This window comes from Acetomicrobium hydrogeniformans ATCC BAA-1850 (assembly GCF_000160455.2).
Taxonomy (GTDB): Bacteria; Synergistota; Synergistia; order Synergistales; family Acetomicrobiaceae; genus Acetomicrobium; species Acetomicrobium thermoterrenum.
The window spans coordinates 1,669,058-1,682,160 of sequence record NZ_ACJX03000001.1 but is presented as its reverse complement, the minus strand read 5'-3'; the positions used below and the strand labels follow the sequence as shown (position 1 = coordinate 1,682,160).

15 protein-coding genes, 3 tRNA genes and 1 pseudogene are annotated in these 13,103 nt (G+C 43.4%); 8 read left to right on the top strand and 11 right to left on the bottom strand.

Features of this window, described 5'->3' with window-relative positions:
- The first annotated feature begins 12 nt into the window (after positions 1 to 12).
- Complete coding sequence (gene rsmA, locus HMPREF1705_RS08385) at positions 13 to 849, top strand: 16S rRNA (adenine(1518)-N(6)/adenine(1519)-N(6))-dimethyltransferase RsmA (protein WP_009201223.1); 837 nt, start codon at positions 13 to 15, stop codon at positions 847 to 849.
- Between the two features lie 360 nt (positions 850 to 1,209).
- Here rsmA and HMPREF1705_RS08380 read toward each other — a convergent pair whose 3' ends face one another.
- The 8 genes from HMPREF1705_RS08380 to HMPREF1705_RS08355 form a co-directional block, all read right to left on the bottom strand.
- A complete protein-coding gene (locus tag HMPREF1705_RS08380; protein WP_009201224.1) occupies positions 1,210 to 1,653 on the bottom strand; it encodes a hypothetical protein in 444 nt (147 codons plus the stop codon).
- A gap of 29 nt (positions 1,654 to 1,682) precedes the next feature.
- Positions 1,683 to 2,603: a DUF4268 domain-containing protein gene (locus HMPREF1705_RS08375; protein WP_071804920.1), complete on the bottom strand. Its 921-nt coding sequence runs from the start codon at positions 2,601 to 2,603 to the stop codon at positions 1,683 to 1,685.
- Between the two features lie 235 nt (positions 2,604 to 2,838).
- Complete coding sequence (locus tag HMPREF1705_RS10950; RefSeq protein ID WP_009201227.1) at positions 2,839 to 2,991, bottom strand: hypothetical protein; 153 nt, start codon at positions 2,989 to 2,991, stop codon at positions 2,839 to 2,841.
- Between the two features lie 325 nt (positions 2,992 to 3,316).
- Positions 3,317 to 3,391 (bottom strand) — tRNA-Ala (locus HMPREF1705_RS08370).
- Positions 3,392 to 3,397: 6 nt separating this feature from the next.
- Positions 3,398 to 3,474 (bottom strand) — tRNA-Ile (locus tag HMPREF1705_RS08365).
- A 109-nt stretch (positions 3,475 to 3,583) separates the two neighbouring features.
- The gene (locus HMPREF1705_RS08360; protein WP_057940922.1) at positions 3,584 to 4,141 is read right to left on the bottom strand and encodes a flavodoxin family protein; all 558 of its coding nucleotides are present in this window, start codon (positions 4,139 to 4,141) and stop codon (positions 3,584 to 3,586) included.
- Positions 4,142 to 4,456: 315 nt separating this feature from the next.
- Positions 4,457 to 4,654 carry a hypothetical protein gene (locus HMPREF1705_RS10740; RefSeq protein WP_009202545.1) on the bottom strand — a complete coding sequence of 66 codons (198 nt, stop codon included), beginning with the start codon at positions 4,652 to 4,654 and terminating at the stop codon, positions 4,457 to 4,459.
- Entirely contained in the window at positions 4,651 to 6,066 is a 1,416-nt protein-coding gene (locus tag HMPREF1705_RS08355; protein WP_057940921.1) for an alkaline phosphatase, read from the bottom strand. The genes HMPREF1705_RS10740 and HMPREF1705_RS08355 overlap by 4 nt, the downstream gene beginning before the upstream one ends.
- Before the next feature lie 473 nt (positions 6,067 to 6,539).
- Between HMPREF1705_RS08355 and tnpA the strand changes: the two genes are divergently transcribed.
- The 3 genes and pseudogenes from tnpA to HMPREF1705_RS08340 form a co-directional block, all read left to right on the top strand.
- Positions 6,540 to 6,941 (top strand): IS200/IS605 family transposase, encoded by a 402-nt coding sequence (tnpA, locus tag HMPREF1705_RS08350; protein ID WP_057940920.1) that lies wholly within the window; start codon positions 6,540 to 6,542, stop codon positions 6,939 to 6,941.
- Positions 6,938 to 8,071, top strand: coding sequence for an RNA-guided endonuclease InsQ/TnpB family protein (locus HMPREF1705_RS08345; protein ID WP_057940919.1), 1,134 nt, complete (start codon positions 6,938 to 6,940; stop codon positions 8,069 to 8,071). The genes tnpA and HMPREF1705_RS08345 overlap by 4 nt, the downstream gene beginning before the upstream one ends.
- A 39-nt stretch (positions 8,072 to 8,110) precedes the next feature.
- Positions 8,111 to 8,881, top strand: a pseudogene (locus HMPREF1705_RS08340) (DUF3798 domain-containing protein); the annotation flags it as partial.
- Between the two features lie 98 nt (positions 8,882 to 8,979).
- Here HMPREF1705_RS08340 and HMPREF1705_RS08335 read toward each other — a convergent pair.
- Positions 8,980 to 9,056 (bottom strand) — tRNA-Arg (locus HMPREF1705_RS08335).
- 135 nt (positions 9,057 to 9,191) lie between these two features.
- Here HMPREF1705_RS08335 and HMPREF1705_RS08330 point away from each other — a divergent pair.
- The 4 genes from HMPREF1705_RS08330 to HMPREF1705_RS08320 all read left to right on the top strand — a co-directional run bounded on the left by HMPREF1705_RS08330 (position 9,192) and on the right by HMPREF1705_RS08320 (position 12,213).
- Positions 9,192 to 9,563 (top strand): site-specific integrase, encoded by a 372-nt coding sequence (locus tag HMPREF1705_RS08330; RefSeq protein WP_071804918.1) that lies wholly within the window; start codon positions 9,192 to 9,194, stop codon positions 9,561 to 9,563.
- Positions 9,564 to 10,222: 659 nt separating this feature from the next.
- Complete coding sequence (locus HMPREF1705_RS08325; protein WP_009201241.1) at positions 10,223 to 10,405, top strand: DUF1757 domain-containing protein; 183 nt, start codon at positions 10,223 to 10,225, stop codon at positions 10,403 to 10,405.
- Between the two features lie 276 nt (positions 10,406 to 10,681).
- Positions 10,682 to 10,816 (top strand): hypothetical protein, encoded by a 135-nt coding sequence (locus HMPREF1705_RS11160; protein WP_009201242.1) that lies wholly within the window; start codon positions 10,682 to 10,684, stop codon positions 10,814 to 10,816.
- Positions 10,817 to 10,818: 2 nt separating this feature from the next.
- Complete coding sequence (locus HMPREF1705_RS08320) at positions 10,819 to 12,213, top strand: hypothetical protein (RefSeq protein ID WP_009201243.1); 1,395 nt, start codon at positions 10,819 to 10,821, stop codon at positions 12,211 to 12,213.
- Positions 12,214 to 12,348: 135 nt separating this feature from the next.
- On the opposite strand, the gene HMPREF1705_RS11155 is transcribed toward HMPREF1705_RS08320, so the two are convergent.
- Together HMPREF1705_RS11155 and HMPREF1705_RS10850 are read right to left on the bottom strand one after the other, a co-directional pair.
- The gene (locus HMPREF1705_RS11155) at positions 12,349 to 12,477 is read right to left on the bottom strand and encodes a hypothetical protein (RefSeq protein WP_262349453.1); all 129 of its coding nucleotides are present in this window, start codon (positions 12,475 to 12,477) and stop codon (positions 12,349 to 12,351) included.
- Positions 12,478 to 12,734: 257 nt separating this feature from the next.
- The gene (locus HMPREF1705_RS10850) at positions 12,735 to 13,001 is read right to left on the bottom strand and encodes a hypothetical protein (protein WP_131725253.1); all 267 of its coding nucleotides are present in this window, start codon (positions 12,999 to 13,001) and stop codon (positions 12,735 to 12,737) included.
- Positions 13,002 to 13,103: the final 102 nt, after the last annotated feature.

The following is a 13,103-nucleotide window of genomic DNA, read 5'->3' as shown; positions in this document are numbered from 1 at the left end:
TTCAAGCCGATTATGAGAAATATGACAAGAAATACACAAAAGGGACATAAAGCGAAAAAATCTCTCGGACAAAACTTCCTTGTAGATCCCAATATAGCTCGCTGGATGGTGGAAAATGCAGCTTTAAATGAAGATGACGTCGTCTTGGAAGTAGGTCCCGGAAAAGGCATGCTTACGAAGGAGATTCTAACCAGCCAATGTCGCTTTTTGCACGTCATTGAAATTGATAAAACACTTGCCCCTTTTCTCGAACCCATAGTTAAAACATCCAAAAACAGAATGTCCGTAATTTGGGGAGACGTGTTGACGATAAATTTAAAGGAACTCTCTCCACCGCCAACCAAAGTCTTGGCCAATATACCCTATAACATCACAACTCCTCTAATATGGCAGATTCTCGAGCATCTGGTGCCATTGGGCACAAGAGAACTTCTTTTAATGCTTCAGCTCGAACTAGCTCAAAGGTTGTGTGCCAAGCCAAAGACTAAAGACCGTTCGCCTATTGGTATAACCATAGAAAAGATGGGCAAAGCTCAAATAGTCAAAAAGGTGCCACCCAACGTCTTCTGGCCAACTCCAAAGGTGGAGTCCGCAATTGTACATATCATCATAGACAAAGATCTGAAATTAGCCTCCGATCACACGTGGAGGAGATTATTGCGCGTTGCCTTCGCTCGAAGGAGGAAGACGTTAGCAAATAACCTGTCTTGCGTTTACGATTTCTTTAAAGACAAAGATAAAACATCAAAGCTCCTGGATGACTTGAAATTGCCCACCACCGTTCGCGCTGAAGAATTAACCGTCGACGACTGGCACCATTTGTATGAGTTTATATCAAAGATAGACTAAAAACATCAAAAATAGAAAAAGACGAACCATCAGGCCCGTCTTTTTTATTATCCTGGTGGTGATGAGCGGAGACACTTGATTTTTTTCCACCGGGACTATCCTATATTTTTTCAAAGATCCTGTGTTTGCAAGGGTTTAGGCATTAAATATGCGGAAGTAAGGAATGTCCTTTTCCGTGAAGTGTGCTCTGACGCCCACAAAAAGCCTTATTTTCAGCCATTCTGCGGCTTCCGGCAGGCGCAATCCAGCCTGTGAATCTATGCTGATATGCTGCTCTTGTCGCTGTGCTCATTCCGGCTGCGCCTCCTTTCCGAAACCCCTAAACAGAAACATTAAAAGGTATAGGCTTCCCTAAAAAGTTTACTCAGCTGCTCCGCTCCTAATCACCTTAATAGTTCCTTCATCCGAAATCTCAAAAACAGAAATATCTCTGAGCAAATGTCCGTATACTCGAACGTAATACTCCGCAAGCGTTTCTGATTTACCAGGGGACACGGCTTTTTTCATACAAAGAATTTTCTTTGTTCCATCAGGCAGAAAGCCAAAATAGAACACTGCCTCATTCAGTCCCATCAGTTTTGCACTTGGGACATTCTCAGACTCAGTCCATTTATAGCACTTGCATTCGGCTACAATAGATCGGTCAGTATTGGCAAGATCAAACTTATGATCCTTTGGCGGCCTGCCGATAGGAATTGCTGCTTCCTGCTCAAAATATGTATTATATTTTTCTTTGAGAATCATTTGCACGAGTTCTTGAAACTTGCGCCCTACACGTCGATTCTCTGAATTAGCGTTTGCCATCTGTGCACCTCGTCCTGTACAGCCTATTATCAAGCTGCTGCTATATACGGTACGATCACATCATAGAATTTCTTTGACCAATCAGCATGAAATTTCGCCATCTGAGGCCAGTTTCTTTCATTTTCAATGCCCACGATATCAATCTGTATAAATACCTTTGATGACTTAATATCGTCTCCACGGTTCCACTGAAGCTCAGTTCCGAGTTTTGTTTCAATCTCATCCTTATGCTGATACAGCGCATCGAAAGCAGCCTTATTCTCTGATTTCTCAGCTCTACCAAACACCACTTCAGTACGAGCAGAATCAAAATTTGCAACACAGCAGAGGTAAAAACCGCCTATTCCAATGAAGCCATTTATCCAATTGTCTGTGCTCGGATTAACATTACTGAATGAGCCGAGATTATCGTGCGCCTCATGTATTTGTACTAAGGCATATGTCCAGTACCGTTTTCTGATTTCAAACCGAGTCCCTGATGACTCTCCGCTTAAACTGAGATGCTCTCCTGCCATAGAAAGTGCTAATGTGATTCTATCAAAGTGATCGATGATCCAATCAAATATCTTCGGCTGCTCTGCAGGATTGAAGTCATCTGCCTTTTCTTCGACAACAATTGACCTTGTCGTTCCTGTAGGCTTCGAATATTCCCAATTCAAACTCTCGCCAAATTCAGCTTCAATCTGGTCTTTTGATTCCTTCAGACGATTATAAGTATCTACGTTATAGGTGTAGATTCCCATCTTAATCCGCTTGCCATAGGGAATAGAAAAGAACAGATGGTATCCATTCGCGCCGATATGAACATGATAATATGTGCGTCCGGAAGCTTTCTGTTTTGTTATATCACTCGAACGGCCATGCTCGCCTGCATATTTTACAAAAGCATTCCAGAGACGTTTTTCAATGGAAGGAGCAACTATAGTTTTTACCCATTCTACTTCATCCATTCTGGAACCCCTTTTTTCATTCATCGTGAACGGTTTTATTAGTAGCCCTGTGGACTTCCTCAGATTGCACTAATCATACTTATTCGTCACTGTTCTTTTAGAAAGGCCCTACCCTTTTCTGATATTTCCCAAATACCACGTCGAGTACCTCTGAAACTTTGCCCGAGCCCCATTTGGTCAAGTGCTTGGAGTATAGGAAGGACATACGATGATTCAGGTGTTCTCAGCCTTTTTCTCAATTTACCCATGTTATTTCGTTGAATACGAGTTTCTTCATCTTCTTTTTCTTCAGCTGCAGCATTGATTTTTGTCCACTCTTTTCTTTCTTTTTATTGCGGATCCAGTGGGCAACAATTTCCATGATCTGCTCTTCGGAAAAATCCTGCACCTGATAACCCCCCTCAAGAGCTTCAGGAACTGGGCAGTATTGACTTCAAGGAAAGCTGCCAGCAACCAGGCTTCTTTTATCTTTGACATTCCCAAGCTTATTTTAATCTCTTTGATACCAATATTACCATACAAATCAGGGGTAACGCTTTCCTATAATAGAATTTTGTACCACGGAGGAGGTCACTTGCGGACTTACCAAGGCCTGCAGACATTTTTGTACCACCTTTTTGTACCAAGCCGGAAACCAAGGTGGAATTTACCAATGCGAAGGGATATAAAAAGTGATCCCTGACTGTATCTTCAGGGACCACTTGCTTGTTCTATGGTGGAGATGAGCGGATTCGAACCGCCGACCTCCTGCTTGCAAGGCAGGCGCTCTCCCTCTGAGCTACATCCCCAAAACATGGTGGGCCGGAGTGGATTCGAACCACCGACCTCACGCTTATCAGGCGTGTGCTCTAACCAACTGAGCTACCGGCCCATCGGGAAAGAATATAACATAACTTGTAGATCTTTAGCAAGGACTTTTTATCGCAGAAAGGCAAATAAAGATTTTAAGGCAAATTTACGCAATCAATTCCGCATGGAGCTTACGCTCGGACCAAAGATTCTCCAATTATTCGGGCCTCCTTAACCATATCCGGCTTCCCTATTGCTTCTCCAAGGCCGTTGAGTCCAGGCGCCACAAGAACCCTTACGCCCTCAAACCCTATAGAAGCTATGGCATTTTTCATTTGATTGATATGCGCTTCATATTCCTTTGCGTCTTCGTACCCCTGGGACACTACAAATGCTGCCCTCTTCCCCTTCGGCAGGCGACTGACGAACTCAGGAGCCGGCCCCAAAAAGGCAAATAACCGATCGAGCACCGTCTTAAACTGAGCTGTCACGCCTGACATATATATAGGGGCCCCGAAGACCACGATGTCGGCCTTTTCAATGGCATCGTATATTTTCCCCATGTCATCCTCTACGGCACATCTGCCTCGCTCTTTACAAGAGTAGCATGCCTGGCATCCCTTTATATTCATCTCGTTGGGATAAAATATCTCATTCTCCTTAATCCCGCTAGATTTTAAAATCTCTCGCACTAGTACATCAGAATTCCCGTTTTTCCTTGGGCTACAGACGATTCCTATGGCTTTCATTCATTCAACCCCTTTTTTGCGTTAAAATGGTGTCAATGTAACTATAATATATTAGTATTACCTAACAATAAAAGATAACATAAATGTGTGCCTTACACAACCGAGGTTTGCCAAAAAACCAAGCCCAAAGATGGGACAAAAGCCCTTTCCAAAAAGAAGCGTAGTTGACTATTTTCCCATGATAGCAGATATAAACATTCATATTGATAAAACGGAGAGGGTAAAGCAACACATAACGGATAAAGGATAAGGCCATGATATCCCAATTGAGCGGCGACATAGCAATTGATTTTTCTGTCATGTCGCCGCTGTCTTTTAATTTTCCTTTATAGTTACAATGAGAGTGTGCGTATCGGAATCGAAGGTGATGAACTCTATAACGCCAGAGACGGGTGAGCGAACAATTTCTCGCGAATTTGGCTTCATTCCTATTGGGTCGCCTTCCTTTAGGTTGGCACCTGTACGAACCATGACACCTGCAGTGGCATCGACTTGAACGTTTACATAGCTCACTTTGACTCTGCTAAGACTGGTTCCTTTGGCACCACGTAAAGATCGCCTAAGACAGCAAAGGCGACTTTTTGAGCAACTCCTCCCTGCAATTGGAAGATTGATTTACCCACATAGGTATTATCTTTGATGCCTGAAAATAGCGCAGATCCCGGCCCGAAGGCGAATAGAGGAACAACGCTGCCGTCGTGTTGATGAGTCGTCCAACCGATATGGGCCCGCTCGTTTATAACTTTTACGATAGGATCTGTAGCCGTCCATTTGCCCTCGATCTTAAGTCCTTGTTGAATAGCAGATACTTCCTCATCCGTAAGGTCCGTTACGCCCATATACTCGGCTGCGATCTTTTTAATGTTCTCAATAGACGAATCTTTTTTTAACATGGGGGCGATCTTTTCTTCAACAGAACCTTTCACTGCAAAAAGAATTTCGGGCTTAGCCCACTGCTTTTCGCCCATGCCTATGGATAACCCTCCGTTGGCATGGTCTGCCGTAACGATGACGAGTGTATTGCCATCCATTTTAGCGAAATCAAGAGCTGTTTTGACGGCCTCGTCAAAGGCTATCATGTCAGCCATCGTCGTTGGAGCGTCATTAGCATGGGATGCATGATCGATCCTTCCTCCTTCAACCATGAGGAAAAACCCATCTTGATCTTTGCTCAAGATATCTAAGGCAGCTTTCGTCATTTCAGCTATGCTCGGCTCTTTATTTGCGTCTCTGTCAAGCTCGTAGCTCATATGACTTCCTTTAAAGAGACCTAAAATCTTGCCTTCGCCCTTGTTAGTGACATCCAGGAGCCCTTGACGATCCTTTACAAAGGTGTATCCCTTTGCCTTCATTTCCTTCACCAAATCCCTATCATCACTTCTTTTGCTTCCATCTTGGCCCTTCGAGACAAAGTGGCGCAGTCCGCCACCTAAAAGGACGTTTACGTCAGAGTTAACAATCTGTTCCGCAATGGCGTTTTCGTTGTCCCTGTCGTCTATGTGGGTGGCAAATACAGCAGGTGTCGCATGGGTTATTCGAGTTGTGGTCACAAGCCCGGTAGCCTTCCCCTTGTCGCGGGCGTTTTCCAAAACGGTGTAGAGGGCCTTGCCCTCCGGTGTTTGAGATATGATCCCGTTATCGGTCTTGTATCCTGTAGCTAAAGCCGTGCCTGCTGCAGCTGAGTCTGTGATGACGCCGCTTGACGGCAGAGGATCCGTCGTCATGGCACCTCCAACAGGGCACTCTTCTATTGCGAGACTTCCCTTGGCCAGCTTTCCTAATGTAAGTTGAGCGAAGCCCATTCCGTCGCCGATCATCAAGATAATATTTTTAGGCATTGATTCTTGGGCCATGGCTCCTCCGGTAAGCAGAGTAACTAGTAGTATGAAAACAGTTGCCCACCTAGCAAAAATACGCATCTTCATTTTGACAACCTCCCCCTTTAAAGTTTTTTCTTGTCTTTACTGATGCTATTGCAAAATTGGCAAACTTGAGGTTGTATCTTCCGCAAAGACATAAAACATCCTCCCTTCCAAAGGAAATTTCCATCGACATTGTCATTCTATCCGGGAAGGGTTACAGATTTGCTTAAAATTGGTTAAGCTTATGTTACAATTGCCACTAAATGGAATAAGGAGGAGGAGATGTCCCTCTGCGGGTGGGAAATTTTACCGGCACTACTTATTGGCAGCCATATTGACAAAGTTTTTTAATACGAGATAATTTAATGGCTTATCGTTGCACTATATTCTGATTTTTGGGGGGAAGGACATGAAAAGGGTTATTATACTTACGATCAACCGCCGGGAAAGCCCCCTTTTTTAAAAGTGGGATGAAAGGCGATATTATTTTTATTAGATGTATTGCAAATATCTAATAACTATATTATAATTCAATTATGAACGGGAAAAGATGGAAACGATCAACAACAACCGTATACAATATTAGCTATCATCTTATCTGGTGTCCTAAATACCGCCGTAAAGTACTGGTGGATGATGTGGCAAAACGGCTAGAAGAACTGCTGCTAGAAAAGGCTCATGAGATTGAACTAGAGATTGTCCAAATGGAGATCATGCCAGATCATGTGCATCTGTTCGTGAAAACAACGCCTACCAATAGCCCCCATTTTATCGTACAGCAGTTGAAAGGTTATACTTCTCGTATATTGAGACAAGAGTTCCCATCGCTGAAAAGTAGGCTACCGTCTATGTGGACCAGATCGTACTACTGTGAATCGGTTGGCCATATATCCGAAGAAACTATCCGCAAGTATATCGAGAAGCAGAAGAACAAATGAAAACCTACCGTTTCAAGCTCTACCGCTCAAAGAAGAACAAAAAACTTCATAGATTGATAGACGTTGCTGGGCGTATATATAACCACCTTATAGCCCTGCATAAGAGATACTACCGCCTGTACGGAAAACATTTGAACGTCAACAAACTGATGCAACATATGACGAAATTAAAGAAACGCCGAATGTTTGTTTTCTGGAATCAGTTAGGTTCCCAGGCGATCCAGGATATTGCCCAGCGGATTGAAAGGAACTACAAGCTTTTTTTCAAAAACCAAAAGCGCGGTATCAAAACAGCGCCGCCTTCCTTCAAGAAGATCAAGAAGTACAAATCTTTCACTTTGAAGCAGACCGGATACAAACTGCTTGAAGGGAATAAGATTATAATTATAGGCCACGTATACAAATACTCCAAGTCCCGCAATATTGAAGGAAAAATTAAGACCTTGACAGTTAAACGCGACTTTCTGGGAGATATATACATTCATCTGACGTGTGAAACTGAAGAGACCGCTGTCGAACCAAGATCGGGTAAAAGCGTCGGGTTGGACTTCGGCCTGAAACAGTTTCTCACAACGTCAGATGGAAAAATTATCGAATCTCCCTTATTCTTCAAACAAAGTATAAAAGAAATACGGAAACTGCACAGAATCCTTTCCCGCAAAAAGAAAGGATCTAACAATCGCAAAAGAGCATTAATAATTCTTGCAAAGGCCTACAAGAAGATAGCAAACCGTCGCATGGACTATCACTTCAAGTTGGCTAAAGAACTGGCTGAAGAATATGCCATAATCTGCATTGAAGACTTAAATATTAAGGCGATGCAGAAGATATGGGGAAGAAAGATATCCGATCTCGGACACGGCCAGTTTGTAAACATCTTAAAGCACCAGTGTACTAAGGTTGGGACAATGGCAATAGAAATTCCGCGGTTTTATCCTTCCAGCAAGACATGTTCGAAGTGTGGGTATGTGCTGGAAGAATTGCCTCTCGATGTAAGAAGTTGGGCCTGTCCTATATGCGGTGCAGTGCATGATCGGGATGTCAATGCGGCCATAAACATTCTCAGGGTTGGGGCATCAACCCTTGGGGGAGAAGGAGTAAAACCTGCTTCGGCGGGCATCCTTCGATGAACCAGAATCCCACAAATTTATTCGTGGGAGTATGTCAAAAATGTCAATAACATCTACAGAGGTTACCTAATTCCTCTTGCCGCCAAGAAGATAGGAGCTACCGATTTCGTCCACATATCCTTCCCTCGCCATATGAGCTACGAACTGCTATCGAGAAGGCGCAACATAATGGAAGCAGCATGTAACGACATAGGCCTTAAATTCCACTTCGAGACGGCTCCGGATCCCGTAAGCGATGTGGGAGTAGCGGGAGCACAGCAGTTCATACTCGAAAAAGTCCCGGCATGGCTTGAAAAATACGGACCCAATACTGCCTTTTTCTGCACCAACGACGCCCACACCGAACCTTTGCTCAGGCAAATAGTCGCTCACGGCGGATACTTCGTAGAAGCCGATCTGCCTTCGCCTCTGATGGGATACCCCGGAGCATTGGGAATTGACCTCTCTGCCGAGAAGGGCGATTTTCAGGCCATAGTAAAAAAGATCGAAGAAGCCATAATACAAAAGGGGGCCTCTGGGCGTTTGGGCACTTGGGCATACTCTTATGGATATACGAATTCGGCCGGGTTGGTAGAACTTGCCAGACGCGTCATAGATGGCGAAGCTCAGTTAGACCTGGAAAGTTTGACGGCGGCTTTTAAAAAATATACACCTGGAGCCAGGTGGAATGGCAGTTATTATATTGATATAAATACAGGCATTGAAAATAGACGCCATGTCCTTCTCTATCAAGACACTTACGTATTTGGAAAGGGATTTTTGGGATTAACGAACGTGCAAGTCCCGGATAAGTATTTGAATATACGTTAGGCACAAATTATTCTGATACTAAACATAACCAAAAGCACCCTCGCCAAAATTCTTTCGCGAAGGGTGCTTTTTAAATTTTAATAAACCTAAATAAACAATGGAGCGGACAACGGGATTCGAACCGGCGACCTACGGCTTAGGAGGCCGTCGCTCTATCCAGCTGAGTTATATCCACATAAATACTGACAAATTCAGCTCAATTTTAGCAAAATATTGACCGAGGCCGAAGCTCCTAAATTTGCGCTTTTCCTGACACCGCAAGGCGAAGTTGTGAACAAAACAGGCCACGTGGTTTTATTCCAGGAGAAATTTGCCTCATTGGAGTAGGCACTCGAGGCGTTTACCCTCTTCAGGAAGGCCGAGGGAGTGGGACACGAAGCTAATTTTTGCCCACTACGAGGGAAACAGGTTAACTGTTTCCGGCTGGAGGCAGAGATTGCAGAAAAACTACGCACCCAAGCTCGGACTTAAGCGCCTTTCTCCCTACGACCTGCGCCACGACGCGGCGCTGTATTTCCTTAGAAACGGCATGAACCCCTTTGCACTGCAGGCCATCATGGGACACTCAAACTTAGAGACAACGAAGCACTACATAGCGCTGGTCGAAGCCGACATCCGCGAGGCGCAGGAAAAGGCATCACCGGTAAAAAGATTGATAGGGAAAAATAAGAGGGTGAGGTGAGGATGGACAACAGGCAGAAAGCAACGGCAAATCAGCAATGCAACGCACATCAAAGCACAAGGTTGCAGACTATCGTTTGTCTAGTCATTGCTGTCAATCTAACCTAGAAAAAGCTTATAGGATGGCACGTTCTGCCTATCTGGGCGAACTTAGCCTAACGATATACTTAAAGCCATACCAGAAGAGCTCGGAAGCTATGGGTCGTTTGGTCAAGGTTTTTGGAACGGACAAGGTCAAAACCTAAAAGATGCCCTTTGGAACCTAGGTCTTGTTAAGCTGCAAGAATCTGTCATTTGAGACAACGCACCATAAAAGCGTACTAAAATACGCCTTTATGGTTTGATGGGCTCTTTGATAAACTTAAAAAAGTTAATCTTCTACCATGACAGCGACAAAACAGGTGTTCTGTGAGCTCTTCAAGCGCCTTTTTCATCTATTCGGGCGAAGGAAGGGACAGGACAGGTTCATCTTTTCATGTCGTCGATCTTGTCTTCGCTGGAAGGATGCTGTTATATGAAAATTTTGTTTTTGGATGAATCTGGGGATACCAATTTACGCAACGTGGACCCTGCATATCCGGTCTTTGTCCTCGCAGAAAGGGCACCTATTATCTGCCCAAGAGACAAATCTTTTCTCGTATTGATAGGGAACTAAAACTGGTGGATAAGAAAGACAATGAAGCTGGGCTTCAGATAGCTGACCTTGTCGTAACTCCTATTGGCCGGTGGGCAATTAGGAAAAAGGCACACGAGGACTGGAAAATCATAAAAACTAAATTTCGTAAGGACAGCAAAACTGGTCAAATAGAAGGTTACGGGTTGATTTTACTGCCGAAAGGTTAAAGATCAAGGACTGGAGTCCGCTACGCAGCCTCCAGTCCTTGATCACTTGACAATATTATAACAAAATTTTAATAATAGTCAAATTTTTGCTCTAGGTGGACCGCGTCAAGTTTTTGTAGGATCTCTAGGCACCACCCTACCAACGTGCATTTAATTCCATATGCGTTACAATAATTCACATACATAATTAGATTTAAGGGGGCAATGTCATGCTCGATCCTGGAGGGTCAATCAAATTTATCTCCATAAATCGCAAGTGCAGGAGGTAGATACTTTATGAAACGTTTTTACAGGCTAATGTCAGGAGGCGTCTGGCTCCTGTTGCTTTTGGTCGCAGTTCTTTCTGCATCAACGGTGTTTGGAGGCGCATCCGCAGTTTCGGAAATTCCAGAAAACGCAGAAAAGGTGTAAATATGAATATTAATGAATATGGCAAGATTGTAAGAAAATATCATGGTAATGGAAAACTCAGACTGACTAATGGTAACGAGCTTCCCTGCAGCGCATGTATCCAACAAATAGAAACAGGACTAATCCTTATCAAGTGTAGATTCGATATAAATATAGAGCAGGCTCTTTTTGATACTCCTTATCAAGAAGACGTTGAATATATTTATGGCATAACAAGCGATGGCCTTAACTTCAAAACCAGAGGGAAACTTGTTGTTTTAAGTCCAAGTGATAACTTTAATAGCACTTCTTCAATGGTGCTAACTACAATGATGTTTGTGGCTCAGGAAATAGAACTATGCAACGAAAATCAGCATACAGTAGGGCAACATTATAAGTTTAGCGTGGTTAATTTCGAGTTCAAAGGGAATCGTCTACCAAAAATAGTTATTCAAGATGGCAAGCAAGTAAAAAGATATCCCCTTGAGCTTAATACTCCCTGGGGAATAGCTATACTAAATCCCATACCTGATTACGACAATGTGATCCTCAAAGTCAGGGCGCAAAAAAGCATTTCGGTTACATGTGAACTCATTGCAAAACCATCAGAGGCTTTAGAACTGAATGAGGTTATTAACAAGATAAATGAACTATGTCGCCTATTATCATTAGCTCGGGGCACCAAAGTAAACTGGATAAGCGCTGAAGAATATACAGAAGATGAGCAAGCCTGTAGAATTATAGTTAAAAATGCTGTCACTTGGCCATTTTCACATCTTGCATTAATAGACCCAAATAATCCCCAAGACACAAATCTTTTTGTCGAAAAAGTCTATCCAATATATCTTAAACTACGCGATAGCTACAATCTTAACACTGCTATTGAGCTGTATCTCGATGCTAAACGAGAAACGGCATATCTTGAAACAAGAGCCCTAAGAGCTGTATCGCTCCTTGACTTCCTAATCGGGCGTTACGCCTCTCAACGTAACTTAGACAAAATCAGAAGTGACTTCAAAAAGAAGGAAAAAAGGCTTCGTAGCTACCTTAAAGAGGACATACAAAGGCTATTTCAAGGTATCAAAAAGAACGAACTTGATGAGATGCTAGCGAAAATATCGGAGCTAAATCGACGTTCTTTTTTGAATTTATTGAAACGATTGCGGTGCGACTTAAAGCTGAATATTCCTGAGGGCGAATTACCAAAGGTAAAAGATACCCGCAATGCTCTTGTACATAAAGCTGAGTTCCAATCGACCAATAACACTGACAAAACACGTGAGTATTTTCGAGTCATTCGACTTATAGACCAACTGTTTCTCAAATTACTCGGTTATGATGGTTACTTTATCGACATTAATTTGGACACACTTGAATTTGAGCGTCGCTTATTTAGTTGTGATGGTTGCATTGACTAAAAGTAAACGACAAAGGTATGAATCCAAGGGCAAAAGGAATTCCACCATAAGCAGTTAGTAAGGTGCGAAGTTGAAGCTTATGCTTTCACGCTCGATTTGAAAAATTACACGGAGTAAGTAGCAGAATAGGCAGGGTCAGACCTTTACTTGTTGTGTTATGTTGTCGTTTTCACCGTCTATGACTTCACTTCCACCAACCGATGTACCTGGCAGCGGCATTGCTTTCCTTCTTCCTTCCATGACCCTGGCCCGTCTGACACTCAAACTGCTCCGTTAAGGCTGAATAAAGATATCATGTATCACTATTATATATGAGCATGCAATATTTAGGTGAGACGACTTAGACGATTATGATGTGAGGTTTTTATCTCGCCAGGGCTGTTCGTTGCGCCGTTTCTGTGCTCAAGCCTGCCTTATTCTCAGCTTCACTCTCTTCCCCACCGACACAAGCTTGTTGACAGGCGAGGCATGGTCATGTTGTTCTTTTATGTCGCCTAGCGTGTAGGCAACATAACGTTTGGTCATTGCAAGATCGGTATGGCCCATAATACGCTGCCAAAAAGCGTATCTCCGCTGTTTCGCATGTAAGAGAGGGCAAAGGCATGTCGCAGGTCGTAAGGCCTTTGAACATACTTTTGCCTGATAGCTTCAGAAGCCGTTTTAAGACGTCGTCTTCGATCGAGACGATGCTTCCCTTCGTCTTTTCTTCTTTTGAGGCCTTCTAAGGCGTCTGGACAACAGCTTTTCATGTTTACTGGCCACAACTGCCGGAGACGCAAGCCGCCCATGAAAGATAAACGCCGGACTTGAATATCGTTGAGCTTGAATATCGTTGAGAAATAGAATATAAACTAACTGGAATATACTATACCAAACAAAGCGAGGGGAGG

Excerpts from the sequence above, each read along its gene's own strand:
- rsmA (WP_009201223.1), top strand. The coding sequence starts at position 13 with ATGAGAAATATGACAAGAAATACACAAAAGGGACATAAAGCGAAAAAA.
- HMPREF1705_RS08380 (WP_009201224.1), bottom strand. The coding sequence starts at position 1,653 with ATGGCAAACGCTAATTCAGAGAATCGACGTGTAGGGCGCAAGTTTCAA.
- HMPREF1705_RS08375 (WP_071804920.1), bottom strand. The coding sequence starts at position 2,603 with ATGGATGAAGTAGAATGGGTAAAAACTATAGTTGCTCCTTCCATTGAA.
- HMPREF1705_RS08360 (WP_057940922.1), bottom strand. The coding sequence starts at position 4,141 with ATGAAAGCCATAGGAATCGTCTGTAGCCCAAGGAAAAACGGGAATTCT.
- HMPREF1705_RS08355 (WP_057940921.1), bottom strand. The coding sequence starts at position 6,066 with ATGAAGATGCGTATTTTTGCTAGGTGGGCAACTGTTTTCATACTACTA.
- tnpA (WP_057940920.1), top strand. The coding sequence starts at position 6,540 with ATGAACGGGAAAAGATGGAAACGATCAACAACAACCGTATACAATATT.
- HMPREF1705_RS08345 (WP_057940919.1), top strand. The coding sequence starts at position 6,938 with ATGAAAACCTACCGTTTCAAGCTCTACCGCTCAAAGAAGAACAAAAAA.
- HMPREF1705_RS11160 (WP_009201242.1), top strand. The coding sequence starts at position 10,682 with ATGAAACGTTTTTACAGGCTAATGTCAGGAGGCGTCTGGCTCCTGTTG.
- HMPREF1705_RS08320 (WP_009201243.1), top strand. The coding sequence starts at position 10,819 with ATGAATATTAATGAATATGGCAAGATTGTAAGAAAATATCATGGTAAT.
- HMPREF1705_RS10850 (WP_131725253.1), bottom strand. The coding sequence starts at position 13,001 with ATGGGCGGCTTGCGTCTCCGGCAGTTGTGGCCAGTAAACATGAAAAGC.